Source organism: Limnohabitans sp. JirII-31, assembly GCF_002778315.1.
Lineage (GTDB): Bacteria > Pseudomonadota > Gammaproteobacteria > Burkholderiales > Burkholderiaceae_C > Limnohabitans.
On record NZ_NESA01000013.1, the window covers coordinates 55,988 to 80,928 of the forward strand.

Consider the following 24,941-nt stretch of genomic DNA (forward strand, 5'->3'; position numbering starts at 1 on the left):
AGGAGACAACATCATGAGCTTGCAATTTTCTTGGCGTGTATGGGGCGCTGGCTTGGCGGCTGCTGTGTTGTCAACGCTGGCATGGGCTCAGCCTTGCCCCGACAAAAACGTGCAGTATTGGCAAGCCTTTCCGCCGGGGGGCGAGTCTGACTTGTCGGCCCGCCATCAGCAACTGGTGTTGAAGAAGAAGTGCGCCGCCATTGAAACCATCGTGCAATACAAAGCGGGGGCAGGTGGCGCGCTGATGTGGACGCAAATGAACGCCTTGCCCGCAGACGGTGTCAACGTGGTGGGCATCAACCTGCCGCACATCGTGTTTCAGCCCATTGAGGGGCAAGTGCAATACAAAACAGCAGACGTCACACCCGTGTATTGGTTTCACTACACGCCAGACATTTTGGTGGTGCCCCTGGCCAGCCCCATCAAAACCTTTGCCGACTTTTTAGTGGCTGCCAAAAAAGATCCGGGCAAGCTCTCGCTGGGTGGTTCCGGTTTGAACTCGGCCAACCACGCCGCGCACGAGCGACTCAACGCCGCCTTCAACATCAAGACCATTTACATCCCCTTCAAAGGCACGGGCGACATGACCACGGCAGTGCTGGGCAGCCAAGTGGATGGGGCCATGACCTACACCCCATTTGCCATTGCCAACAAAGCGCGTGTGCGCCCGCTGGCCGTGGCCATGGAGCAGCGCCATGCGCTCATGCCTGACGTGCCCACGTTCAAAGAGCTGGGGGTCAACTGGGTGGACGGTGCGTACCGCGGCATTGGTGTGCCCAAAGCCACCACGCCAGAACAGCGCAAACGTTTGTCTGAGCTGTGGGCCAATTTGAACAACGACCCCGAGATGAAAGAACTCGCCGCCAAGAACGGCTTTGAGTTGGTCAACATCGGTGTCGACCAAATGGACGCCTTCATGAAAGAACGCACAGAAATTTATACCGAGGGTGCTGCGCGTTTGGGACTGGGCAAAAAGTAAAGCGCTGTGACTGGCCTCTAGCTGGGGGCTCATGCGGGTTGCGACAAAAAGGCTTTGTCTTGCGACACAATATGCGACACTTATGACGACAAAATGGCGTTAAATAGTGTCGCGATAAGTGTCTCAATAAGTGCCTCAATACGACAGACAGAAAGGCCCAGCCATGCCACGCACCACCCCCAGCGAAGAACTTCAGTGGATCGAGTCCATCGTGTTGGCCCACCCCCAAGGTATACGCATCTCGGACATTGAGGCCCAAATGGCACAGCGCCAAGCGGGGCAGCTCCACCGCCGCACCTTGCAGCGGCGCTTGCAACGGCTGATTGAGATGCAACGCCTGCGTGCCGAAGGCCCTGGCATTTCTATGCTCTACAAACCCAATTTGCATGCCAAAACAATGGCACGCGAACCCACCACCTCTGCATTTGTGGGTGGCGCGCAGGCAGAGCCGTGCATCTCGGTGTCGCTCGCTGGTGCGCGCATTCGTGATCAAGTGCGCTTGCCTTTGATGCACCGCCGCCCGGTGGGCTATCGACGCGAGTTTTTGGAGGCGTACCTGCCCGGCAACACCTTTTACCTGAGCGAATCGCTGCGCAAGCAGTTGCACCAGATGGGCCGCACATCGGCCAGTGAGCGACCCGCAGGCACCTACGCCCGCGACATCTTGAGCCGTTTGCTGGTGGATTTGTCGTGGGCTTCGTCCAAGCTGGAAGGCAACACCTACAGCCGACTCGACACCCAAAACCTTATTGAGCTAGGGCAAGTGGCCCAAGGCAAAGACGCGATTGAAACGCAGATGATCTTGAACCACAAATCAGCCATTGAGATGCTGATTGAAGACGCACACGACGTGGGCTTTGACGCCTTCACCTTCAAGAACCTGCACGCCGTGCTGTCGCAAGACTTGATGCGCGACCCACTGGCCAGCGGTCGCTTGCGTTGGCGGGTGGTGGACATTGCGGGCACCGTGTACCACCCCGCTGCTTTGCCGCAAGTCATTGAAGACGGCTTTGCACTCATGCTTGACAAAGCGGCAGCCATTGCCGACCCGTTTGAACAGGCGTTTTTTTTGATGGTGCAGCTGCCCTATTTGCAACCCTTTGAAGACGTCAACAAACGCGTCTCGCGCATTGGGGCCAACATACCGCTTATCAAACACAACCTTTGCCCTTTGTCGTTTGTTGATGTGCCTGAACGCGCCTACATCGAAGGCACCTTGGGTGTTTATGAACTCAACGAAGTCGATTTGCTGCGCGATGTGTTTGTGTGGGCCTACGAGCGTTCATGCCAGCGTTACTTGGCCATCACGCAAACCATGGTTGAACCTCATCCACTGAAAATCAAATACCGCGAGGCTTTGATTCAGGCCGTGCAAACCGTGGTCAAAAACCTGCGCAAACCACAGCCCGCCGTGCTGGCCAAGCTGGCACGCCAAGCCGCTGATGCTGCTGACCGCGAGCTCTTCAAGCAAATGCTGACCGACGCATTGCAACAACTGCACGAAGGCAACATCGCCCGCTACCGCCTGCGCCGCGCTGAGTACTTGGCTTGGCAGCAAAAGTGTGTGGGGCGCGTTGCTTGACTCGCTTGAAGAACAACTCGACCTGCCAGCACTTGTTGGCGGTGCATTCATGGCGCGGATTTTTGCGAACCTGATAGATGAAGACTAGCGATGGCTATTCAGGGTTTGTTGCGTCTGTTTCGAGGTGTCTTTCACAGTAACATAAAGTTAGAAGTCCGATACCAAACTCCAGTCACGGGCCATTCAAAGACAGGGAAGAATATGGGAGACAAGATTACAAAGTACCAGTTGTGCCGAATGATTCTTGTCAACGCCGGGACAAACAAGCATGTCGCCAGCGCAAGGATCACAGCGATTGACCCACGTGGCGGTGCCGCTGTTATCGGTGACAACGGTGTTGGGAAAACCACCACACTCCGAATTCTCCCCCTGTTTTTTGGACACCTTCCAAGCCATATCGTTGCCGCCGGACATGGGAATGAGGCGATGGTGAGGTTCATCCTTCCTACAGATGCCAGCGCGATCGTTTTTGAATATCAACGCGGTTCGGATTCGGACGAAGACCTTCGCCTTGCTGTGATTCGTAGGCGCGCCGACGACCCAGACGTTCCTTTCTATCGCCTCTATCGCAGTGGATTTCGTAAAGAAATTTTTGTCAGTGATGGACGGTTCCTGAGCGATGACGAAACACAGGTCAAAGCCACAGAACTCGGAATTCAAACAACAAGCAAGCTGACCACAGCGGAATATCGATCTGTGATCTTGCGAACAACAGCAAGCTCAAAGGACAAAGACAAGCTTCGACGCTACGCACTGGAATGGTCTTTCGGGCCAAAGCAGCTCGACAATCTGGATCGTGTTGTGGCTGCCATGGTCAAGAAGCACATCAATTTCGCCGACATCATTCAGGTAGCCATCGGCTTGGTGCAACACGATCTCGGGTTAGGCGCAGAGCGCGCAAAACTGACTTTCAAGCAGGGACGTGGGCCAATCGAGCGTTGGTTGAACAACCGCGATGCATGCGTTGTGGCCTTCAAACTGGCCCCAACATTTGCGGAGCTTGAGTCTGACCTTCGAGACCACCGCAATACAGAAGCCCGATTTCGGGCATGTCGCGCAGATGTTGCCTCACTGACACAGGCACGAAGGCATGAAACCTCCACGATTCAGAACAAGCTTGAAGCCATGGCTGCTTCTAGAGAAACCGTGTTGGAAGAAGAGAAAGAAAAGCGGGCAAAGTTGACAGAGGCTGCTCGTTCGGTAGAGCAAATTGCGGCGAGTTCTCGTGCGGAGTTCAATGAAGCCCGTGATGAGGCCAAGCGCTTCGAAGACGAAAAAGCACCGCACTGGGAACAGAAGATTCAAGAGCTTCCTACCATTCGCGCTCAAATCACAGCCCTGAAGGGCCAAATCTCTGCGGCAGAAAAAGTTCAGGGTGCTGCGACAGCCGAATACGAAAGGTTAGTTTCTGAGGCCAAGACAAAGGCGTCAGATCTATGCCTTACCCAAGAAGGTGGAAAAGAACCACATCGACTCCGCCATTCCAATACTCTTTCGGACATTGCAAAAGCAGAGGAAGATGCTCTAGAGGCATGCAATGCCGTGATTGAAGCGCGCCGTGTAGAAATAGATGAGGCATTGGGACCTTTGCAGGAATCGCAGGGCACGTGGGACAACCGACGAGCGAACCCCACCGCCTCCGACGATGTCCTGCAGGCTGTACAGGATGCAAACGAGCGCCAAGCCAAACATAGTGACAGCCTCCTACAGGCGCAAGAGACTGCCGCAAAGGCAAAAGCAGAGACACAGGCCGCTCAACACGCATTTGCACAGCAAGAGCTTGAGATTTGTAAAGCCAGATCGGATGTAGCAAACGCACAATCTGCACGCGATCAAGCACAAGAAAGATTATCCCCTCCTGACGGAACAGTGCTTGCGGCCTTGCGCTCCAATTTGTCCGATGGCTGGAAACGCAACTTAGCCAAACTCATCAATCCAGAGCTTCTTAGCCGCGAAGACCTTGAACCCGCATTCATTGAAGATTTTTCTGAGACCGCATACGGATGGCAATTCAATGTTGGCCTGATCAACGCACCCGATTGGGCAGACGACTCCACCGCGCGACAAACTCTAGATTTAGCGCTGGAGAAAGATGCAAAAGCGCAGGCTCACCTGAACACCCAAGTTCAGTTGCTCAAGCGATGCGGCCAACTCAGAGATGAAACAAGCACGACGTTTAATTCGGCCGAGGCCCAACTTAACGTATTGCGCCAGCAGACTGCGGATGTCACGAATCAGCTCGATGCAGCCAAACAGCGTGTCGCAAACGAAAAACGCTTTTTTGCAGAGCAGGCCGGCGCTGAGGCATCAAAGATCCGATCCTCTATTGGGGAACTGAAAAGGCAGCGTGATTCGCTTCAAGCAGATCTGAAAGCCGATCGACAAAAAGTCCGCACAGCACATCAATTGCAGCGAGATGCTGCCAAGACACTTTGCGACGACGCCATCCGGGCCATTGATGTTCATATCGAATCCATAAAGTCCGACCTGCAGCGCACCTTGAAGTCTCTGAAAGATCAGATGAATGCGCACCTCAGCAACGCAGGCATAGATGTCGATCGCCTTGAAAAGCTACGAGAACGCTTGAGCTCGTTCAAGGCGAATGCCCAAACCCTTGAAGACCGTCAGGCATTGGTTGCAAGTTGGAATCGTTGGTTGCAGGCTGGTGGACCGACACGTCTAGAGACCTTGAAATCAGCAAGCGCTAAAGCAGCCACAGATGTGGGCATTGCAGCCGGCAAGCTGACTGCGTTCATTCAAGCGGCAGAACTACTCGAAAACCAGTACAAAGCAGACATCAAGAAATTGGAAGACCGTCATTCCGACGTTGAGCGTGACCTCAAAATTCTTGCTGACCTTGATGGGGAGTTTGGCGACTACCTTGCTGTCGGCATGGCTACGGTTGGCCCAGATACAAGCGCCAAGGAGCTGCGATCAGCAGTTCACTCGGTTCAGCAGGAATTGAGAATGCTGGAGGAGACCATCAATAGGAGGTCCTCGACACTCCGGCAGGCACTTACTGCCAAGAACAGCGCGGTCAAAGATTTTGTTGAAGCCAGCATTGGTACTGACGTGCACGACGCGGTCACCAGCGATGTCATTGGACGCGCGGCAGCGCTCTCCATTTGCTTTAAGCAAATAGGGCCGCAAGTGGCCAACGATGTGAATCTCACGTTGAAGACTCTGCTGGCCAACATTGGGGCCTTTCATAAGGCCATCAAATCTTTCGAAAAGCAAGTTTCAGACTTCAATGATCGACTGAAGGCAGGACTTTCTGGCGTTCAATGTTTTGAGCGGGTCAAGGATTTGCGCTTGGACATTGTGACGAAATTTGAGGACCTTGGCTTCTACAAGAAGCTGAGCCGGATGGAAGACGTTGTTCGCCAGCATGCAAATGAAGTCGGCAAAGATTACACCCGAGATTTGCCACCAGACGAAACTGCACGCGCTCTGGGTGACTTCATGAGCGTCCTGGGAAGTGACGGCAATGTAGAAGTAAACCTTTCCCAGCACATCACGCTGAAAGGTAGCGTCGTGGACAACGGACGACTGAAGGAGTTTCGTCGTGCCAATGAGCTCCAGGAGATTTCTTCTGAAGGTTTGACCTCGTTGATTCTCATAACCTTGATGACCGCGCTTTTGAACACGATCCGCGGGTCCGAGCCGGTACATGTGCCTTGGGTCACCGACGAGGTCGGCAAGTTTGACCCAACAAACTTCAAAGCACTTATGCAAAGACTCAAGGACAACCGCATTGACGTTGTCACAGCGTCACCTGAACTTGGTCCGGCCCAGCAGGCTATGTTCGCCAAACGGTACATGTTTGAGGATCGGGGTCGCATACGGGAGTACAGGCCACTGGAAACAGTTCTTAACGGAAGTTCATCGTCGCCTGATGCGGAGGTCCTGCCATGAATGCCGCGGTATTGAAGCTGCTACTCGCAGGCGAATACATTTGCTCCATTCGCTACCGTGACGAATACGCAATTCTTGATGATGACGAAGAGCAAGAGGCGGTCACAAATTGGCTTTCGCCCTTGAATATGCGTCTTGCACGCTTGGGTGATAGCGGTGCATTCTTTATGGCGCCTTCCTATATCGGGCAGAAAGACATCTCCCAGGTAAAGAATGAACTGTTGAAGTTCCGGGATGAATACGGCCCTGCGGTACTACTTCTGGATTTCATTCGACAGACTGATGTTGGGCGATTCACCATGAGCCCTGGCGAGCACATCGCACTGTACGAACTCGAAGGGGCTGTCTCGCATTCAACAATGTTGGAAACGCAGCTCAAAGGGCTACTCAGTGTCATCAGCAATGCCGCACAGCGTAACTCCAACCATGAAAACTTGAGGCGTCTGTTGGAACAGCTTGTCAAGGATGGCTACGCAGTCTTGGTCAACAAGGACTCTGGCACCTATCAGATCACCGGAAAAATCGAACAGCTCTATGCCGTCCTCCAGTTTCTGGATGAGAACAAGGTCATCCCGGATGCAGAAGTCGACGATCGCGAGGCTGACGACGCCCCAGATCTCGTCGATGCAGCGCAATCCGATGACGGGGCGGCCTCATGACAGAGAGTGGCGCTCAAGTCCAAAAGTTGCTTGCTGCGCTTTCCAAGCACTCGGACCTCGTCGCCGAGGCGTTTGAGGGATCGGTGCATGGAGGCGACCGCCAGCGCAACGCTGCAGTTGGGACCCTGTTTGGGCTTGGAGTGCTCAAGCCCTATGACGAAGACTCCTATCGCCTGAACCCGCGGTTGCGAGAATTTTTAGCTGACCATTTCTCCAGCTACCACGCCTTCCAGGCACTGCGCCGGGTTTTCGGAACCATGCAGCAGGCGCAGGAGCAATGGCGTGAATTACGTCAGTTGAAGGCCACGGGTGCGACCAGGGATGCGCTTCGGTTGTACGCGGCACTGGATGACTCCATCGTTGAGATCGCGTACTCCATCGAACATAACCTGAGCATGTTGCACTCGTTACTTTCGACGCAGTATGGCAACGTTGATGACCTGAACTCCAAACTCCGGCAGAACCGCTATTACGCCCGCCAGGTCGTTCAGTTTCTGCGTGATGTTGAAGGCATTGACGCCTTTGCTGAACGTGTCGCCGAGGAGGCGATCGCATCAGGCATGCCCGACGTCAGGCAATTGGTGACTAGGCGTCTCGGAGCTCGATGTCTCAACTGGACGTCGCAGATCAAAGACGCGCAATCCGTCATCAGCAAGCGACTCTTTGAAGCCAAGCTGATGGAGACTCGTCTTAAACGCTTGTCTCGCTTCTCCCTCTGGCTAACGCGGCACAGGACGGCTGACGGATGGGATCTCGCAGTGGATGAGTCTGCGAATCCATCACTTTTCCGGCCGGAACGCATTGAGCTTAGGCTCCAGCCTGATGTCACCGACACCGATCCCGTGGTTTGGGACAGCCTGCTCATTGCCGTGAGCCGGCTGCCAGAAAAGCCCAAGCCTGCAACCCTGCCTCCTGAAGAAGCACCGCAAGTTCTGATTGAGGATGATGAAGCGATCGCTGAGCTTGATGATCCAATTCAGCGAGCTCTTCGTGCGCTGACAAATTCAATTCTGAGTTCTAGTGAGCCCATCTCCCTTCTTGATTGGAAGCATGTTCGACAAGAACTCACAGAACTGGACAACGAGGCGTGGCTGGTATTCTGTAGCATGCAGCTCAAAGCCGGAGGAATGAAGCTGGAGTTCTTGAGCAATGCGGAGTTAGAACCGTTTCCCATCAACGAATCTTTCCATGATGTTCTTGTATATCGTCCGTTTATGGAGGCCGCCTGATGTCTTTTGACGCGCGTCAGGTCCTCTTTCTTCAAAGATTGGTTGAGGAATGCCCGACACAGCGCTCCGCTGGTCTGATCGCAAAGCACTTTTGCGAACACTTCAGTTTGGGCCTACACGTCGGCCGCTTCATTGAATATCGCTCTGCACACCACGGAATGGCCTTGTCGCTGCTTCAGGCTCATGATCTCCCTGTGAACACTCCGAGTACGAGGGTGTCGCGTGCAGAATCGGCGAAATTTGGTGGGCTTTCAGAAAAGGCTCTTAGCGCCGCGCCACATTCAGGATCAATTGCGATCAGATGCTTTGGTAATTGCCTTATGGGTTCCGTTTCGATTGTTACGCCCCCCTACAGCTATCTTGTAGTCACACCTGAATTTGGTTTAAACATCACTTGCGACAGATGGATGTTGGTTGAGAATCTCGAGACGTTCAGAAATCTAGAGCGATACAAGTGGATCGACTATCGCAATAAGGGGGTCGTTGCTATCTATCGAGGGGACTCCAGCCTCTCAACAGGCGACGCCACAAACCTGCTCCGAATGAGATCCGAGCCGATCTGGGCATTCGTTGACTTTGATCCTGCTGGGCTCAGCATTGCGAACTCGCTCCCCTTGGCTAGATTGGAGCGACTAATTCTTCCTGATTGGCCGTTACTCCGGCTTCTTGCAGACACGCCACGAGGCCGGCAGCTTTTCGATGCCCAGTTCTCATATGCCAAGGGAGGGGGGGGAGATAAGGACACGTCCCCGCTTTTGAGAGATGCATGGGAAGTGATGTTGGAATTACGAAGTGGGGTTACACAAGAGAGAATGATGCATGCTTCGGCAACTTCAAGCTAACCCGTGAATTCGACTCTGACCGAGATCAGACGATCTATGACCTATATCTGCTGAATCTGCCATGTATCCGGCTGTCTTTTGTATCCGCTGAGCCTGAGTTGAATGCCCGTTTACGGGCCATGATTTCGAGTCAGCAGAAGACCGCTTTGGGTCGGCAATTGCCAATCGTTTCTTCCATGGCTAAGTCAGCTCCCAGCCTCTATCAGCCGCTAATCATCCGTCCCCCACCCACCCAGTGATGTCACACACACTGAACGTCCCCGCGCAGTCATTGGCAAGTCCACCACGCCCAACCCACAAGAACAAGCGGTAAGCAAATCACTGCTTAGGTATCTTCGCTTCGCTCACCACCTGAATCCATTTTTGCGTCTGGCTGGCCACCATATTTTTCATTTCTTCGGGTGTGCTGCCACGCGCTTCACCGCCCATGTCTTCCAGCCGCGCTTTCACAGCGGGCACCAGCAGTGCTTTTTGCACTTCTGCATTCAGCCGGTCAATGACGACCGCTGGCGTGCCTGCGGGTGCCATGAGGCCAGCCCACGAGCGAACGTCATAGTTGGCTACGCCTTGCTCCGCCACAGTGGGCACGTCTGGCAGCACGGGCCAGCGCTGGGCACCGGTTGCCGCCAGCGCACGCAGTTTGCCGGCCTTGATGTTGGCCATCACCGCAGTGGGGGGCGCAATGATCATCGGGATGTCGCCTGCCAACAAGGCGGTGAGTGAGCCCGCATCGCCTTTGTAGGGCACATGCAGCAGCTGCGTTTTAGACATGCTGGCCAGCAGTTCACCAGCCAGGTGGTGGGTTGACCCAATGCCTGCTGTGCCGTAGCTGATTTGCTCAGGGTTGGCCTTGGCCGCAGCCAACAAGGCCGACAAATTTGCAAACTTGCTGTTGGCCGGCACCACGATGAGGAACGGGAAATAGGTGATGGTGCTGACCATCTCAAAGTCTTGCACCGTGCGATACGCCAAGTTGTTGTAGAGCGCACCCGCCACCGCATGCCCGCCCGTGGCCAGCAGCAAGGTGTAGCCATCGGGTTTGGCTTTGGCCACGGTGGTCGCCGCAATGGTTCCGCCCGCTCCGGCCTGTGCCTCCACCACCATGGCTTGCCCCAGGCCTTTGCTCATTTCTTGGCCCACGGCTCGGGCAATGGCATCGGCGTTGCCACCGGGTGCAAAGCCCTGAAGAATTTTGATGGGGCGCTCAGGATAGGTTTGTGCGCCCACGTGAGGTGCCAAGCCCAGCGATCCGGCGCCTAGGGCGATGAGTACGTTTCTGCGAAGCATGTTGTCTCCTCTCAGATTTGGATTTCACGGGTGCATGACGAGCTTTCCGCTGACCATGCCACGGTCAAGCAACTCATGGGTTGTGCGAACCTGACTGAGTTTGAAAATTTGGCATTCGGGCGCTTTGACTTGGCCATGGGCCATGAGCGTGATGGCTTCGTGCATCAATGCGCGCCTGAGTGACACGTCTTCATCCAAGGTGTGCATCGAAAAACAGCGCACAGCCAAGCTCTTGCCCAGCAAATTACGCAGCACCTTGAACACGTCTTCGCTGGGCATGCCCTGAACAATGTTGTAAGACACCAGCGTGCCCCAAGGGGCCAGGCTGTGAAGGCCATCAATCAGGCTTTGACCACCCAGATGGTCAAACACCAGGGCCACGCCATGCCCGTGGGTGATGTGCTGGATGCGCGCTTTCACATCGTCTTGTGCGGTGCAAATCACGTGGTCAAAACCTTGCTCAAGTGCAAAGCGGCTTTTGTCGGCGCTACGGCTGGTGCCGATGGTGGTCAAGCCTTTGTGCTTGGCCACTTGGCAAAGCATGCCCGCTACGCCGCCTGAAGCGCCGGTGATCAAGGCATGCCGGTTCGCGCCATGCACTTCTCCGGCCACACGCATCAGCGCCAAAGCCAGTTGCAGATTGGGCAAGCTCACCGCATCTTCAAACGCCAGTGTGGCGGGCAAACGGTAAGGGGCATCTTCTGGCACCACGATGGCTTGCGCGTAGCAACCGCCACGTTGCGCCAGTTCACGCGCACTCACCAGCACACGGTCACCAGGCTGCCACAGTTGCACGCCTTCGCCAATGGCATCAATCTCTCCGGCCATTTCAGCGCCGGGAATGGCGGGCAGTGGGGGCATCCATTTGTAGGTGCCTTGGCGAATCAGCACATCGGGCCGGCCCACGCCAATGGCGCGGGCTTTGACACGCACCTGTCCAAGGCCAGGAAGCGGCTCAGGCACGTCCACTTCAATCAGGCTTTCAGGGCCACCGGGCACCTGGACTTGTATGGCCTTCATGTTTTAGGCTTGCGCCGCGATGGGGTTGACCAGTGTGCCAATGCCTTCGATTTCCACTTCGCACACATCACCGGGCTTCATGAACCAAGCGGGCTTGCGGCTCCAACCCACACCGGCAGGTGTGCCGGTGGCAATCACATCGCCCGGCACCAGGGTGAAGATGGTGGAGGCGTAGCTGATGAGTTTGGCGATGGAAAAAATCATGTGGCCCGTGTGGCTCGACTGCACCACTTCGCCGTTCAGGCGCGTGACCAGTTTGAGTTGCTGGTTCGGCGCAATTTCATCGGCAGTGACCATCCACGGGCCAAAGCCGCCTGTGGCTTCGAAGTTTTTGCCTGAAGCAATTTGCTTGGCGTGAAATTGCCATTCGCGCACGCTGCCATCGTTGTAGCAAGAGTAGCCCGCAACGTGGTCAAAGGCTTGGGCCTCAGGGATGTTGCGGCCTTCCTTGCCAATGATCACAGCCAGTTCGCCCTCCCAGTCGAGCGAGTCCGAGACCTTGGGGCAAATGATGGGCTGGCCATGCGCCACTTGCGAGCGCCACACCCGCAAGAAGATGGGCGGTTCTTGCGACAGCTCGCGGTGCATGCCTGCGGCCAATACTTCTTGATGGTGGTCCATATAGTTGCGCACGGCGCAGACAATTTTTTCGGGCTTGGGGATGACCGGCAGGAAGGTGATGTCTGCCAACCGCACGTCGGCGGTCTTGTTGGCCACATGTGTGCTGGCTTGAAGGTAAGCGCCTGAGGCGATGTAGTCGGTCAGCGTGGGGTATTGCGGCATGGCCTTGCCCAAATCGACGATGGCGTCTGGGCCCACCAGCGCACCCCAGGTTTCGCGGCCTTGGTGGATGAACGAAAGCAGTTTCATAAAGGTTCCTTGATGAATGAAAGAGTCAGTGGGCGTGGGCGAATTGGGCTTGCCATTGTTCGATGGGCATGAAGCTCGGGTCGCTGCGGCAAATGGCTTCGGTCTGTCGCAAGATGGTGTCGTCGTCTTGGCTCAGGTCCAAGGGGTCGCCGTGGGGCTGCGAGATGTAGTAGGGCATGTCGATGTAGATCTCGACGGTGTTGCCCTCTGGGTCTACAAAGTACACCGACAAGGCGTTGCCGTGGTTCAGCGGCAGCACCTTGCTGGCACCCAGGGCAATGGCTTTGTCTTTGAGGTCTCGCAGCGACTGGATGGAGGGCACAGCAAAAGACAGTTGCATGACGGTGCTGAAAGTCGCTTCGGCGGGGCGACCACCTGCAATCACCAGTTGATGGTGTTGGTGAGGGCTGGCGCTCAGAAAAACCAAGGGTGCCTTGAATGTTTTGCCCACACCACGGTCGGTCTCGACCAGACCGAAGACCGTTTTGTAAAAGTGCACCATCTTCTCCACATCGGTCACATAGATGCCGAAGTGCGACGGGGTGGGTTGGCTGACATTCAGCATGGGCATCTCCTTGGGGTGTGGGTGAGCTTTAGGCCTGTGGTTTGGCTTGTTGTTTGAACGCGGCCATCACATTGGTTTGCGTGCTGGCAATGTGTTCAGAAAGCAGCAGGGCGGCAGTTTTGGCATCGCGTCGCACCACCGCGTTCATCAGCGCGCGGTGCTCGGAGTCTTTCTTTTTGGAAACGGTGCGCTTGCGCGCTGCAAAGTGGCGGTAGCGTTCGGCCTGATCGAACAGACTCATGCTCCATGCCAATTGCCGCTCCGAGGGGCAAGCCGCAATCAGTGCAAAGTGAAAATCCCGGTGGCGCTGACCCCATTCGACATCCAGCACCACCGGACCTTGGGGCAGCCGTGACTCGATCTTCTCCAACCGATGAAAGGCGGCCACGATATGGGCCTCCCAGGCGTCATCGCCCGCACGGATGGCGTCGGTCAAGGCGGGGATGTCCAGCATCAGGCGCATTTTGGTGATGTCGCTCAAATCGGCAGGCGAGATGGGCGTGACCCTGAAGCCCCGCCGCTCGTCGGCCTTGACCAGCCCCTCTTGCACCAAGCGATTCAACGCCTCGCGCAAGGGGCTGCTGGAAAAGCCATAAAGGTTTTGCAGTGCATCGAGTTTGAGCTTGCACTCGGGCGCATGCCGACCCGACAGCACATCGTGTCGAAGTGCCTGAAATGCTTGTTCAGACACGGTGGTGTTGGCGCTCATTTCTTGCATGATTTACAAATTGTGCATAAAAATGTAATTGTGCATGTTGGTGCAAACCCTGCCGACAAGATGATGGCTGCGCCTTCACGACGCGTGACTTCGGGGCGTGAGGTGTGCGGCGCTACGATAGCGTGATGAATGCTTTCACCCTCGACCCCCAAGCTTTCTTGGCCACGCTTTACCAAGCTGCTGTACAGCGCGCCTTGCCCTTGCACAACACCGCCGCATGGTTGCCCCCACCGCCCAAAGGCCGCACCCTGGTGTTGGGCGCGGGCAAAGCCGGTGGGGCCATGGCCCAGGCGGTCGAAGCCTTGTGGCCCGCAGACCAGCCGCTCTCGGGCCTGGTGATCACGCGCTACCACCACACGCCGCCGCGCCCAGCGGGTTTGCCTGCTCGCATTGAGGTGGTGGAGGCTGCGCACCCAGTGCCCGACGCCGCAGGCTTGGCCGCCTCTGAGCGCATCTTGGCCTTGACCCAGGGGTTGACGAAAGACGACTTGGTGCTGTGCTTGATCTCAGGCGGGGGCTCGTCTTTGCTGACCCTGCCTGCTGAAGGCGTGAGCCTGCAAGACAAGCAGCGCATCAACCGTGACTTGCTGCACAGCGGCGCCAACATCACCGAGATGAACTGTGTGCGCAAACACCTCTCGCGCATCAAGGGTGGGCGCTTGGCCGCTGCTTGTGCGCCAGCCCAAGTGGTGACGCTCACCATCAGCGACGTGCCGGGCGACGACCCCTCGGTCATTGCCAGTGGCCCCACGGTGTGTGACCACACCACCTGCGCCGATGCGCTGGCCATTTTGCAGCGCTACCGCATTGCTGTATCGGCTGAGGTGGAGGCGGCCTTGTTATCTGGCGCGCTGGAAACGCCCAAGCTTGGCATCGCCTGGCACGAACAACCGGTGCACCTGATTGCCACGCCCCAACAGTCACTCGAAGCGGCGGCGCAGGTGGCGCGTGCAGCGGGCTTGAACGCCTATGTGCTGAGTGACGAAATAGAAGGCGAGTCGCGCGAAGTGGGTAAGGTGCATGCGGCGCTGGCCCGCGCGTCGGCGCGTGGTCTGGGGCCTTTTCAAAAGCCATGTGTGATTTTGAGTGGCGGCGAGACCACGGTGACGGTGCGTGCGCAAGCGGTTGGGACTGTGAAAGGCCGGGGCGGGCGGGCTGGTGAGTTTTGTTTGGGGCTGGCTGAAGCCCTGCAAGCGCAGCCCGGTGTGTGGGCCTTGGCCGCCGACACCGATGGCATTGACGGCAGCGAAGACAACGCCGGTGCCCGCGTGGCCCCCGACACCTTGGCGCGTGCCGCAGCGCTGGGCTTGAAGCCCTCGGCCCACCTAGACCGCAACGACGCCTATGGTTTTTTTGAGCCGCTGGGCGACTTGGTGGTCACCGGCCCCACCTTCACCAACGTGAACGACTTTCGCGCCTTGCTGGTGCTGTGAGTTCACTCGCAGAGGCTGCGAATCTCTGGCGGAATGGCGATGGCGCGGATGCCGGGTTGCGTTGCGTTGTCGCCCTCGCGGTGCGCCGCGAAGATGCGCACCTCGTCGCACTCCATGATCAGGTCGTCGTCGCGCATGACGCGGTAGCGCATCACAAAACTTTTGGCGCGCCACTCAGCGATGTGGGTGTGAATTTGCAGCACATCGCCATAACTGGCGGTTTTGACAAACCGTGCATGCGTGTCCACCAAGGGTGTACCAATGACGCCCAGCGTCTTTTCTGTCTCATGCCAAGGCGGCACACCGCATTGCACAAAGAAGTGGCGTGAGGCCGCATCGATCCAGCGAAAGAAATTGGGGAACCAGACAATGCGGGCCGGGTCGCAGTCGCCAAACTCGACCTGTTGGGTGAAGATGATGGTTTTATTCATGAAGTGAATGATCATGCAGGCATTAACGCGGGTTTGAGTTTTGCGAGTTCTTTTTTCAAACCTTTGCCGGCTTGCCAGAGGTCGTAGGCTGTTTGTTCTGCGAGCCACAGCTTGGCGTCGCCTCCGTTTTCTAAACCTAACCATGCTTGCAGGCGAAGTGCCATATCGGGCGATATCGCCGCTCTGCCATTGATGACGCGCGACAACGCAACGCGTGATACGCCCAGTTGGCGCGCAGCTTCACTCACGCCCAAGCCCAGGGCGGGCAACACGTCATCACGCAAGGTCAGGCCGGGGTGGGGTGGGTTATGCATGGTGGTCCTTCAGTGGTAATCCAAATAGTCCACCAAGACAGCATCCAAGCCGTCAAAGGTGAACGTGATTCGCCAGTTGCCATTGACCCAAACTGAGTAGTGGCCCCCAAGATGTGCGCCACTGAGTCGGTGCAAGCGCCAACCAGGCAAGTTCATATCTTGGGCGTGTGTGGCCTCGTTCAAACGTGACAGAAGCCTCGACAACTTTGCAGCGTGAGCAGCTTGGATGCCAGATTTGCTGCCCCTCTCAAAGAAAGCCTGTAGCCCTTTGTGTTTGAACGTTTTAATCACGCTGCCATTGTATCTTCATGCGACACATGCGTCTTCAGCAAGGTTTGGCCCAAGCTTGAAGGTTTCTCCTTGCACCACCGTGTGCGCCACCAGCCGGTCGTCGCCTAGCACCACCAGGGCAAACAGCCACTCGTCCAAGGTGTCGGCTTGCGCGCTACGGCGTGCCAGCAGCGGTGTGGCCTTGGGGTTGAGCACCACAAAGTCGGCCTCGCAGCCCACTTGCAAATTGCCCACCACGCCGTCTAGCCCCAAGGCACGTGCTGCGCCTGCGGTGTGTTGCCACCACAGGTGCGCGGGGCTCAGGCTCAGGCCTGCGCGCCCCACCGCTTGGCGCGCCACGGTGTAGGCCGCGTGCATGGTGTGAAACGGGCTGAAGCTGGTGCCGCCGCCCACATCACTGGCCAGGCCGTAGCGCAGGCCACAGCGGTCGGCGCTGGCGTAGTCAAAAAAGCCGCTGCCCAAAAACAAATTGCTGGTGGGGCTGATGGCGGCCACCGCGCCGCGCTCGGCCATGCAGCGGCGGTCGGTGTCGTCGAGGTGGATGCAGTGCGCATACACCGCCCGCTCGCGCAGCAAACCCGCCTGGGTGTAAACATCCAGGTAGCTGCGTGCGTGCGGAAACAGCTCATGCGCCCAACGCACTTCGTCCAGGTTCTCGGCCACGTGCGATTGAATCCACACCGTGGGGTGTTGCTGTGCCAACTCGCCCGCGCCGTGCAGTTGTGCCTGCGTGCTGGTGGGCGCAAAGCGCGGGGTGATGGCGTAGCCCAAGCGGTCCACACCGTGCCAGCGTTGAATCAACGCTTCGGTTTGCTGCAAGCTTTGCGCGGTGTCGCGGTCGCGCAAGCCCTCGGGGCTGTGGCGGTCTTGCAGCACCTTGCCGGTGATCATGCGCAAGTGGCGTGCTTGTGCCTCCATCATGAAGGCGTCCACCGATGCCGGGTGTGCGGTGGCAAAGGTCAACGCGGTGGTGACGCCGTGACGCATCAACTCATCCAAGAAAAAGCGGGCCACGCCGCGCGCGTGCGCCGGGTCGGCAAACTGCTGTTCGTGCGGGAAGGTGTAGTGCTCCAACCAAGGCAGCAAGCCCTCGGCGGGTGAGGCAATGACGTCGGTTTGTGGGTAATGGATGTGCAGGTCCACAAAGCCCGGCGCAATCAGGTGGCCTGCAAAGTGCGTCATCGCCAGATCGGGGTAGTGGCCGATCAAGCTGGCGTAGTTACCCACGGCTTGCACGCGCACCGTGCCGTCGGCGTCGCGCGCGGTGACCAGCAGACCATCGGTCTCATGCGAGGGCATGGCGTGCTGGCTGTCGGCAAACCACAGCAGGGCAGCGCGCCATCCGCGCCAGTCGGTGCGCTGGGCACGGGGGGGTGTGGGGCTCATGGGCGCTTTAAGGCGTGCAGCACGCGTTCGGGGGTGGCAGGGGCGTCGAGTTGCACCGCTGAGTTGTCGCCGCGTGCGGCGGAAATGGCTTCGCGCAACGCCTCGTACACGCTGATGGCCAGCATGAACGGCGGCTCGCCCACGGCCTTGCTGCGACCCACGGTGTCTTCGCGGTTGGCCTCGGGCCACAGCGACACGGCAAAGTGTTCGGGCACATCGGCGGCGGTGGGAATTTTGTAGGTGCTGGCGCCTTTGGTTTGCAGCACACCGGCGCTGTTGTACACCAACTCTTCGGTGGTGAGCCAGCCCAGGCCTTGCACAAAGCCGCCTTCGATTTGGCCCACGTCAATGGCCGGGTTCAGCGACTGGCCCACGTCGTGCAAGATGTCCACGCGCAACAGCCGGTACTCGCCCGTCAGGGTGTCAATGGCCACTTCGCTGCACGCTGCGCCGTAGGCAAAGTAATAAAACGGGCGACCGGTGAGGGTGTTGCGGTCGTAGTGAATTTTTGGGGTGGCATAAAAACCATCGCTCCACAGTTGCACGCGCTGGTTGTAGGCCAGTTGCACCGCTTGCACAAAGCTGCGCGTGGTGTGGGGCGTGCTGACCTGGGCGTTGGCAAACACCACCTCTTCTGGCGTGCAGCCATCGAGTTGGGCCAAGCACTGTGCCAAGTTGCTGCGCACAGACAGTGCGGCGGTTTGTGCGGCACGGCCATTCAAGTCGGTGCCGCTGGAGGCGGCGGTGGCGCTGGCGTTGGCCACTTTGTCGGTGTCGCTGGCGCTGATGCGTACCTGCGCCAGGCTTAAGCCAAACACCTGCGCCACCACGCCACACACCTTGGTGTGCAGACCTTGGCCCATTTCGGTGCCGCCGTGGTTGACCAGCACGCTGCCATCGGTGAACACCGACACCAAGGCGCCTGCTTGGTTGAAGTGTGTGGCCGTGAAGCTGATGCCAAATTTCACGGGCGTCAGCGCCATGCCGCGTTGAATGACCGTGTGTTGCGCGTTCCACTCGGCCAGTGCGGCGCGGCGGGCGCGGTAGTGGCAGTCGTCGGCCAGGCGCGTCATCAAGGGGTGCAAGATGTTGTCTTCCACCCGCATGCCGTAGGGTGTGGTGTGGCGGTCTTCCACGCCATAGAGGTTGCGCAGGCGCACATCGAGTGGGTCGAGGTGCAGCGCACGCGCGATGTCACCCATCACGGTTTCGATCAGCAGCACCCCTTGTGGGCCACCAAAGCCACGATAAGCGGTGTGGCTTTGGGTGTTGGTTTTGCAGCGGTACGAGGTGATGTCTGCCGCTGGCAAAAAGTAGGCGTTGTCGGTGTGAAAAATGGCCCGGTCCGCCACCGGGCCGCTCAGGTCGGCGCTGTGGCCGCAGTGCGCCATTTGCACCGAACGCAGCCCCAGCAGTTGGCCTTGCGCGTCATAAGCGGCTTGGTAGTCGTGGCTGAATGGATGGCGCTTGCCGGTGATCAGCATGTCGTCCCCGCGGTCCAGCCGCATCTTCACCGGGCCCTTCATTTTGTGCGCGGCCACGGCGGCCCACACGGCCAGGTGGCCGCCTTGTGTTTCTTTGCCGCCAAAGCCGCCGCCCATGCGGCGGCACACCACCCGCACCGCATGCAGCGGCAGCCCCAAGGCATGGGCCACCCAGTGCTGCACCTCGCCCGGGTGCTGGGTGCTGGAATGCACCAGCCATTGCTGCTGGCCTTGCGGCACGGCGTAGGCAATTTGGGCTTCCAAATAAAAGTGTTCTTGGCCACCAATTTCCAACTGGCCCGCGAGTTGGTGTGGCGCCTGTGCCCAGGCCGCCTCGGTGTCGCCGCTGCGCACGTGCACGGGGGGCAACACAAACGACTGTTGCTGCAAGGCGGTGCGTGCGTCCAGCACCGGGGGCTCGGCGGCCACGTCGATGCGTGCCAAGCGTGTGGCGTGCAAAGCCTGCTGGTGGGTGTCGGCCAACACCAGAGCCATGACCTGGCCCACGTGCGACACGCGGGTGCTGGCAAAGATCGGTTCGTCGTGGGTGTAGGCGGCCAGCACGGGGTCGCCCACGATGTCGGCGGCTGTGACCACGCCGCGCACGCCGGGGGCTTGCAGGCAGGCGCTCAGGTCGAGGGCGCGCACCTGACCGCAGGCCACGGTGCTGAGCACGGGGGCTGCGTGCAGCGTGCCTTCGGTCAGGGCCATGTCGTCGATGTAGGCGGCACTGCCTTGCACATGGTGCACAGCGCTTTCGTGGATGGCGCTTTTCCGATCGGTGCTGTCGTGAACAGCGCTTTCATTGAGGGTGTGGGTGGTGTTCATGCCAAGTCCTCCAGGCGAATGTCGGTCTGGCCCGTGCTCTCTAGCCAGGCGCGTTGCAACAAATTGCCCAACACCTCGCGGCGGTAGGCGCTGCTGGCGCGCATGTCGGAGATGGGGTCAAACTCTTGGCGCAGCACGGCTTGCGCCTTCTGCACGGTGTCTGGCGTCCAGCGCTGGCCCAGTAGCGCGGCCTCGGTGCGCACGGCGCGCACGGGCGTGGCGGCCACGCCCCCTACGCCGATGCTGGCTTGGGTGATGCGCTGGCCTTGACGCTGGATCTGCACCACCAGGCAGATGGCCGAGATGTCGTCTTCCACCCGCTTGGACACTTTGTAGGCTCCCAGCCATTCGTGTGGTGTGGGGCGCGGCACCTTGATCCAGCACAGCACTTCGTCGGGGGCCATCAGGTTTTGTCGGTAGCCGGTGTAGAGGTTTTCCAGTGGCAGTTCGCGGTGCACGATGCGGTGACGCCGCCACGCCATCAGCACCACATGTGCACCCAGCGCAATCAGCAAGGGCATGCTGTCGCCAATGGGTGAGCCATTGGCCACGTTGCCCCCCAAGGTGCCCGACTGGCGGATGGGCCAGCCCGCAAAGCGGTTGGCAAAGGCCTGCACGTGCGGGCGCTCTTGTGCCAGCGCTTCGAACGCGTGCTGCAAAGGCACTGCCGCACCGATGGCGATGTGGCGTGGGTAGTCTTCCACCTCTCGCAACTCGTCCACACGACTGAGGTCAATCACTTGCTGCCAGCGCTGCCGGCCTTGGGTCAGCATGAGGCCAGCGTCGGTGGCCCCCGCAATCAGGGTGGCTTGGGGTGACTGGCTACGCGCGCGCAGCAAGTCTTCCAGGCGTTCGGGCAGCACGTAGTTGGCGTGAGGGTTGTGCGGTTCAATCTTGGCCAGCGCTTGCAACACGGCAGGCTCGTCCACGCGTTGCACGGGGTAGTCGCCCATGTGGCAGGCCGCTTGCACGATGGGCCGGTAGCCGGTGCAGCGGCACAGGTTGCCAGACAGCGCGTGTTGCGCCTGTTCACGGTTCACCGTTTGACCCTGGCACACGCTGTCTTGGTACAGGCCAAATAGGCTCATCACAAAGCCGGGTGTGCAAAAGCCGCATTGCGAGCCGTGGTGGTCCACCATGGCCTGTTGCGCCGGGTGCAGGTCGCCGGCCGTCGTGGCCAGGTCGCCCGCTGTCCACACGGCCAGGCCATGCACCGAATGGGCTGGGCGAATGCAGCTGTTGATGGCGCGGTAGCTCAAGCGACCCTCGCTGGCTTCAGCCACCACCACGGTGCAGGCACCGCAGTCGCCTGCGGCGCAACCTTCTTTGGTGTCGCAGCTGCGCAGGTCCTCGCGCAGCAGGTCAAGCAGCGTGCGGTCCGGTGGTACATTGTTTAACGCCAGAGTCTCTCCACGTCGAACAAACATCAGTGGCTCTGACTTCAAGGGGGCTTGGGATGGTTTTTGCTTGGTCATAGTTCCAACGTCATAGTTCCAACTTTTCTAGCAAGATTAGTGCAAACACGCTGCATTCAGATGTCACATCCTCTTTTATCTTTGCAAGGTATCACCAAACGCTATCCGGGGGTGGTGGCCAATGATGGGGTGTCCTTGGTGGTGCAACCCGGTGAAATTCATGCCGTGCTGGGCGAAAACGGTGCGGGCAAGTCCACCCTGATGAAAATCATCTACGGTGCGGTCAAGCCCGATGCGGGTGAGATTCGCTTTCAAGGTGAGGCGGTACACATCCGCAACCCGCAAGAGGCCAGGCGTTTAGGCATCAGCATGGTGTTTCAACACTTCAGCCTGTTTGACACCCTGAGCGTGGCCGAGAACGTGTGGTTGGGGCTGGACAAGTCGTTCAGCCTGGCACAGGTGACGCAACGCATCACCGACACCGCCTCTCAATATGGTTTGGACATCGACCCGGCCCGCCCGGTGCACACCCTGAGCGTGGGCGAGATGCAGCGGGTGGAGATCATCCGTGCTTTGCTCACCAACCCCCAGCTCTTGATCTTGGACGAGCCCACCTCGGTGCTCACGCCCCAGGCGGTGGAGAAGTTGTTTGTGGTGTTGCGCCAGCTTGCCAGCGAAGGGCGCAGCATTTTGTACATCAGCCACAAGCTGCACGAAATCCGTGCGCTGTGCACCGCCTGCACCGTGATGCGTGCAGGCCGCGTGACCGGTGTGTGCGACCCGCGCCAAGAAACCAATGCCTCGTTGAGCCAATTGATGATTGGCTCTTTGCCGCCCGAGCTAGGCCTGCGCAGCTACCAACCGGGGCCCGAGGTGCTCAGCGTGCGCGATTTGCGTTTGACACGTTCTGACCCCTTTGGGGTGGACCTGCGTGGCATCGACTTGCAGGTGCGCGCGGGTGAGGTGGTGGGCATTGCCGGTGTGTCGGGCAATGGCCAGCGTGAGCTGCTGTATGCCTTGTCGGGTGAAGACACACGCGCAGCGCGTGACAGCATTCAATTCCAGGGCCAAGCCATGGGGCATTGGGGACCCGAGCGACGCCGCGATCTGGGGCTGCATTTTGTGCCCGAAGAGCGCTTGGGCCGCGGCGCTGTGCCCAGCCTGAGTTTGGCGCAAAACCTGTTGCTCACCCGGCATGAGGCGGTGTCGAAACGGGGCGGTTTGGGTTGGTTGAATTTGGCGCTGCTGCGCGAACAAGCGCAGGCCATCATCGCGCGTTACCAAGTCAAAGCCGCTGGGCCCGATGCGCCTGCGCGCTCGTTGTCGGGTGGCAATTTGCAAAAATTTCTGGTGGGGCGCGAGATCGAGGCTGCCCCCAAATTGTTGATCGTCTCGCAACCCACCTGGGGTGTGGACGTGGGGGCTTCGGCACAAATCCGCGCCGCCTTGCTGGCGCTGCGTGACGCCGGTTGTGCGGTGTTGGTGGTGAGTGAGGAGTTGGACGAATTGTTAGAACTGTCAGACCGTTTGCATGTGATCGCCAATGGGCGCTTGTCACCCGCCTTGACGCGCGAAGAAGCCAGCGTGTCGCGCATTGGCGCTTGGATGAGTGGCTTGTGGGATGCCCCTGCACACGATGTTGCGCAACAGGAGGTGCCCCATGCTGCGGCTTGAACCTCGTGCGCAGGCCTCGGTCGTGTGGCGCTACGCGTCGCCCGTGTTGGCGCTGGCCATCACCGTGGTGTTGGGCGTGCTGTTGTTCATGGCCTTGGGCAAAGACCCGTTGCGCGGTTTGACGGTGTTTTTTTGGGAGCCCATCAAAAGCGTGTACGCCTTGTCCGAGCTGCTGGTCAAGGCCACGCCCTTGCTGCTGATTGCGCTGGGGCTGGCGGTGTGCTTTCGCTCCAACATCTGGAACATTGGCGCCGAAGGCCAGTTTGTCATGGGGGCGGTGTTTGCTTCGGGCGTGGCGCTGCTGGCCGATGCCAACAGCCTGAGTGGCTACTGGGTGTGGGTGCTGCTGGCAGGTGTGCTGGGCGGCATGGTGTGGGCGGGCCTGACAGCCTGGCTGCGCGACCGCTTCAATGCCAGCGAAATTTTGGTCAGCCTGATGCTGGTGTATGTGGCGGTGATGGTGCTGAACTATTTGGTCTATGGCGCCTGGAAAGACCCATTGGGCTACAACTTTCCGCAAACCAAAACCTTTGATGCGGTCACGCAAATCCCCAAGCTCATCCCCGGCACGCGTGTGAATATTGGCGTGTTGCTGGCGCTCGCGGGTGTGGGGGCCTTGTGGGTGTTTTTGTTTCGCACCCGTGCGGGCTTTGCCCAGCAGGTGGGCGGCTTGGCGCCCGATGCGGCGCGCTACGCAGGTTTCTCGTCACGTCGCGCCTTGTGGCTGGCCTTGCTCAGCTCGGGGGCCGCAGCGGGTTTGGCGGGCGGGCTGGAGGTGGCAGGGCCTTTGCGCCAACTCACGCCGTTTGTGCCTGCGGGTTATGGCTTTGCCGCCATCATCGTGGCCTTTGTGGGGCGCTTGCACCCGGTGGGCATGGTGCTGTCGGCTTTGTTGATGAGCATGTTCTACATCGGCGGCGAGCTGGCGCAGTCGCGCTTGGGGCTGCCGCGTTCTTTGACGGGCGTGTTTCAAGGGTTGCTGCTGTTCACCTTGTTGGCTTGTGACACCTTGATGCAATACAAGCTGCGCTGGGTGCCTGCCGTGCCCTCGGTGCCGGCGCTGAAAGGGGGCGCCTCATGATGGACAGTTATGCACTGTTGTGGGCAGCCACCATGAATGCGGGCACCGTTTTGGCGCTGGCATCGCTGGGGCTGCTGATCAACGAGAAAGCGGGCATCGTCAACCTCGGGGCCGAAGGCATGATGCTGTGCGCCGCCATTGCGGGCTATGCCACGGTGTCGCACACCGGCAACGATGTGCTGGGTTTTTTGGCCGGCATGGGCGCAGGAGCGGTGTTGGCTGCGGCCTTTGGTGTGTTGGTGATATGGCTGGGCACCAACCAATACGCCACCGGTTTGGCGCTGAGTTTGTTTGGCGGAGGCTTCTCGGCTTTTGTGGGCGTGAGCTACGTGCAGGCCAAGCTGCCAGAGCGCATGCAGTTCTCGGTGCCGCTGCTGGGTGACTTGCCATGGGTGGGGCCTGCCATGTTTCGTCACCACCCGCTGGTTTATGGCGCAATTGCTTTGACTCTGGTGCTGATTTATTTCTTGTACCGCACCCGCGCTGGCTTGGTGTTGCGTGCGGTGGGCGAGTCGCCCGAGTCGGCACATGCCTTGGGGTACCCGGTGCGTCGCATCCGACTCATGGCCGTGGTGGCCGGGGGCGCGTTGTGTGGTTTGGCAGGGGCCTATATCTCGATCATTTACACCCCGCTGTGGGTGGAAGGCATGATCGCAGGCAAGGGTTGGATTGCCCTGGCCTTGACCACCTTTGCCACGTGGCGTCCGGCACGTGTGTTGCTTGGTGCTTACCTGTTTGGTGGCGTCACCATGTTGCAGTTTCATTTGCAGGCCACGGGCGTTGACATACCGAGCCAGTTCTTGAGCATGCTGCCTTACCTCGCCACCATTGCGGTGCTGGCTTTGATTTCACGCAATCCCACCTGGTTGCGCGTCAACATGCCCGCCTCGATTGGCAAGCCATTTTTTCCTGGCTCATAATTTATAGCCCACCCACCT

General features: G+C 58.8%; 20 protein-coding genes. 9 read left to right on the top strand and 11 right to left on the bottom strand.

The genetic code is table 11. The annotated features are described in order from the left end of the window. Positions 1 to 13: 13 nt before the first annotated feature. The 5 genes from B9Z41_RS14630 to B9Z41_RS14650 all read left to right on the top strand — a co-directional run bounded on the left by B9Z41_RS14630 (position 14) and on the right by B9Z41_RS14650 (position 8,364). Positions 14 to 979 carry a tripartite tricarboxylate transporter substrate binding protein gene (locus B9Z41_RS14630; protein WP_100147815.1) on the top strand — a complete coding sequence of 322 codons (966 nt, stop codon included), beginning with the start codon at positions 14 to 16 and terminating at the stop codon, positions 977 to 979. Positions 980 to 1,142: 163 nt separating this feature from the next. Beyond that, complete coding sequence (locus B9Z41_RS14635) at positions 1,143 to 2,561, top strand: Fic family protein (protein ID WP_100147816.1); 1,419 nt, start codon at positions 1,143 to 1,145, stop codon at positions 2,559 to 2,561. Positions 2,562 to 2,762: 201 nt separating this feature from the next. Continuing rightward, on the top strand, positions 2,763 to 6,476 hold the full coding sequence (locus B9Z41_RS14640) for an ATP-binding protein (RefSeq protein WP_233202717.1): 3,714 nt from the start codon (positions 2,763 to 2,765) through the stop codon (positions 6,474 to 6,476). Beyond that, entirely contained in the window at positions 6,473 to 7,135 is a 663-nt protein-coding gene (locus tag B9Z41_RS14645) for a hypothetical protein (protein WP_100147818.1), read from the top strand. The genes B9Z41_RS14640 and B9Z41_RS14645 overlap by 4 nt, the downstream gene beginning before the upstream one ends. Further along, positions 7,132 to 8,364 carry a hypothetical protein gene (locus B9Z41_RS14650; protein WP_100147819.1) on the top strand — a complete coding sequence of 411 codons (1,233 nt, stop codon included), beginning with the start codon at positions 7,132 to 7,134 and terminating at the stop codon, positions 8,362 to 8,364. The genes B9Z41_RS14645 and B9Z41_RS14650 overlap by 4 nt, the downstream gene beginning before the upstream one ends. 1,160 nt (positions 8,365 to 9,524) lie before the next feature. Here the strand turns inward: B9Z41_RS14650 and B9Z41_RS14660 are convergent. From B9Z41_RS14660 to B9Z41_RS14680, 5 genes are read right to left on the bottom strand one after another with little or no spacing between them, the layout of a single operon-like run. Next, positions 9,525 to 10,493: a tripartite tricarboxylate transporter substrate binding protein gene (locus B9Z41_RS14660; RefSeq protein WP_100147821.1), complete on the bottom strand. Its 969-nt coding sequence runs from the start codon at positions 10,491 to 10,493 to the stop codon at positions 9,525 to 9,527. 24 nt (positions 10,494 to 10,517) lie between these two features. Further along, a complete protein-coding gene (locus tag B9Z41_RS14665; protein WP_100147822.1) occupies positions 10,518 to 11,513 on the bottom strand; it encodes a zinc-dependent alcohol dehydrogenase family protein in 996 nt (331 codons plus the stop codon). Between the two features lie 3 nt (positions 11,514 to 11,516). Continuing rightward, positions 11,517 to 12,383 (bottom strand): fumarylacetoacetate hydrolase family protein, encoded by an 867-nt coding sequence (locus tag B9Z41_RS14670; protein WP_100147823.1) that lies wholly within the window; start codon positions 12,381 to 12,383, stop codon positions 11,517 to 11,519. Positions 12,384 to 12,408: 25 nt separating this feature from the next. Further along, positions 12,409 to 12,948, bottom strand: a complete 540-nt coding sequence (locus B9Z41_RS14675; RefSeq protein ID WP_100147849.1) for a VOC family protein — start codon at positions 12,946 to 12,948, stop codon at positions 12,409 to 12,411. 28 nt (positions 12,949 to 12,976) lie between these two features. Further along, on the bottom strand, positions 12,977 to 13,666 hold the full coding sequence (locus B9Z41_RS14680; protein WP_100147824.1) for an FCD domain-containing protein: 690 nt from the start codon (positions 13,664 to 13,666) through the stop codon (positions 12,977 to 12,979). A 125-nt stretch (positions 13,667 to 13,791) separates the two neighbouring features. Here B9Z41_RS14680 and B9Z41_RS14685 point away from each other — a divergent pair, with 125 nt between their 5' ends. Continuing rightward, a complete protein-coding gene (locus tag B9Z41_RS14685; protein ID WP_100147825.1) occupies positions 13,792 to 15,099 on the top strand; it encodes a glycerate kinase in 1,308 nt (435 codons plus the stop codon). A 2-nt stretch (positions 15,100 to 15,101) separates the two neighbouring features. On the opposite strand, the gene B9Z41_RS14690 is transcribed toward B9Z41_RS14685, so the two are convergent. The 6 genes from B9Z41_RS14690 to xdhA are packed head-to-tail and all read right to left on the bottom strand — an operon-like array spanning position 15,102 to position 21,260. After that, on the bottom strand, positions 15,102 to 15,545 hold the full coding sequence (locus B9Z41_RS14690; protein ID WP_369823346.1) for an acyl-CoA thioesterase: 444 nt from the start codon (positions 15,543 to 15,545) through the stop codon (positions 15,102 to 15,104). Then, complete coding sequence (locus tag B9Z41_RS14695) at positions 15,542 to 15,844, bottom strand: HigA family addiction module antitoxin (protein WP_100147826.1); 303 nt, start codon at positions 15,842 to 15,844, stop codon at positions 15,542 to 15,544. The genes B9Z41_RS14690 and B9Z41_RS14695 overlap by 4 nt, the downstream gene beginning before the upstream one ends. Positions 15,845 to 15,853: 9 nt before the next feature. Then, positions 15,854 to 16,135 (bottom strand): type II toxin-antitoxin system RelE/ParE family toxin, encoded by a 282-nt coding sequence (locus B9Z41_RS14700; RefSeq protein WP_100147827.1) that lies wholly within the window; start codon positions 16,133 to 16,135, stop codon positions 15,854 to 15,856. 15 nt (positions 16,136 to 16,150) lie between these two features. Beyond that, a complete protein-coding gene (gene guaD / locus B9Z41_RS14705; protein WP_100147828.1) occupies positions 16,151 to 17,521 on the bottom strand; it encodes a guanine deaminase in 1,371 nt (456 codons plus the stop codon). Continuing rightward, a complete protein-coding gene (xdhB, locus tag B9Z41_RS14710) occupies positions 17,518 to 19,833 on the bottom strand; it encodes a xanthine dehydrogenase molybdopterin binding subunit (RefSeq protein ID WP_100147829.1) in 2,316 nt (771 codons plus the stop codon). The genes guaD and xdhB overlap by 4 nt, the downstream gene beginning before the upstream one ends. Next, positions 19,830 to 21,260, bottom strand: coding sequence for a xanthine dehydrogenase small subunit (gene xdhA / locus B9Z41_RS14715; RefSeq protein WP_233202718.1), 1,431 nt, complete (start codon positions 21,258 to 21,260; stop codon positions 19,830 to 19,832). Before xdhA ends, xdhB begins: the two co-directional genes overlap by 4 nt. Before the next feature lie 108 nt (positions 21,261 to 21,368). On the opposite strand from xdhA, the gene B9Z41_RS14720 reads away from it, so the two are divergent. Genes B9Z41_RS14720 through B9Z41_RS14730 form a run of 3 tightly spaced genes read left to right on the top strand, consistent with a single transcriptional unit; the run spans position 21,369 to position 24,923 of the window. After that, entirely contained in the window at positions 21,369 to 22,922 is a 1,554-nt protein-coding gene (locus tag B9Z41_RS14720) for an ABC transporter ATP-binding protein (RefSeq protein ID WP_100147831.1), read from the top strand. Next, the gene (locus tag B9Z41_RS14725) at positions 22,909 to 24,003 is read left to right on the top strand and encodes an ABC transporter permease (protein ID WP_100147832.1); all 1,095 of its coding nucleotides are present in this window, start codon (positions 22,909 to 22,911) and stop codon (positions 24,001 to 24,003) included. The genes B9Z41_RS14720 and B9Z41_RS14725 overlap by 14 nt, the downstream gene beginning before the upstream one ends. Beyond that, positions 24,003 to 24,923: an ABC transporter permease gene (locus B9Z41_RS14730; RefSeq protein ID WP_100147833.1), complete on the top strand. Its 921-nt coding sequence runs from the start codon at positions 24,003 to 24,005 to the stop codon at positions 24,921 to 24,923. Before B9Z41_RS14725 ends, B9Z41_RS14730 begins: the two co-directional genes overlap by 1 nt. The last annotated feature ends 18 nt before the right edge of the window (positions 24,924 to 24,941 follow it).

Coding starts and splice junctions, on each gene's coding strand:
- B9Z41_RS14630 (WP_100147815.1), top strand. CDS start 14: ATGAGCTTGCAATTTTCTTGGCGTGTATGGGGCGCTGGCTTGGCGGCT.
- B9Z41_RS14635 (WP_100147816.1), top strand. CDS start 1,143: ATGCCACGCACCACCCCCAGCGAAGAACTTCAGTGGATCGAGTCCATC.
- B9Z41_RS14640 (WP_233202717.1), top strand. CDS start 2,763: ATGGGAGACAAGATTACAAAGTACCAGTTGTGCCGAATGATTCTTGTC.
- B9Z41_RS14645 (WP_100147818.1), top strand. CDS start 6,473: ATGAATGCCGCGGTATTGAAGCTGCTACTCGCAGGCGAATACATTTGC.
- B9Z41_RS14650 (WP_100147819.1), top strand. CDS start 7,132: ATGACAGAGAGTGGCGCTCAAGTCCAAAAGTTGCTTGCTGCGCTTTCC.
- B9Z41_RS14660 (WP_100147821.1), bottom strand. CDS start 10,493: ATGCTTCGCAGAAACGTACTCATCGCCCTAGGCGCCGGATCGCTGGGC.
- B9Z41_RS14665 (WP_100147822.1), bottom strand. CDS start 11,513: ATGAAGGCCATACAAGTCCAGGTGCCCGGTGGCCCTGAAAGCCTGATT.
- B9Z41_RS14670 (WP_100147823.1), bottom strand. CDS start 12,383: ATGAAACTGCTTTCGTTCATCCACCAAGGCCGCGAAACCTGGGGTGCG.
- B9Z41_RS14675 (WP_100147849.1), bottom strand. CDS start 12,948: ATGCTGAATGTCAGCCAACCCACCCCGTCGCACTTCGGCATCTATGTG.
- B9Z41_RS14680 (WP_100147824.1), bottom strand. CDS start 13,666: ATGCAAGAAATGAGCGCCAACACCACCGTGTCTGAACAAGCATTTCAG.
- B9Z41_RS14685 (WP_100147825.1), top strand. CDS start 13,792: ATGAATGCTTTCACCCTCGACCCCCAAGCTTTCTTGGCCACGCTTTAC.
- B9Z41_RS14690 (WP_369823346.1), bottom strand. CDS start 15,545: ATGATCATTCACTTCATGAATAAAACCATCATCTTCACCCAACAGGTC.
- B9Z41_RS14695 (WP_100147826.1), bottom strand. CDS start 15,844: ATGCATAACCCACCCCACCCCGGCCTGACCTTGCGTGATGACGTGTTG.
- guaD (WP_100147828.1), bottom strand. CDS start 17,521: ATGAGCCCCACACCCCCCCGTGCCCAGCGCACCGACTGGCGCGGATGG.
- xdhB (WP_100147829.1), bottom strand. CDS start 19,833: ATGAACACCACCCACACCCTCAATGAAAGCGCTGTTCACGACAGCACC.
- xdhA (WP_233202718.1), bottom strand. CDS start 21,260: ATGTTTGTTCGACGTGGAGAGACTCTGGCGTTAAACAATGTACCACCG.
- B9Z41_RS14720 (WP_100147831.1), top strand. CDS start 21,369: ATGTCACATCCTCTTTTATCTTTGCAAGGTATCACCAAACGCTATCCG.
- B9Z41_RS14725 (WP_100147832.1), top strand. CDS start 22,909: ATGCTGCGGCTTGAACCTCGTGCGCAGGCCTCGGTCGTGTGGCGCTAC.
- B9Z41_RS14730 (WP_100147833.1), top strand. CDS start 24,003: ATGGACAGTTATGCACTGTTGTGGGCAGCCACCATGAATGCGGGCACC.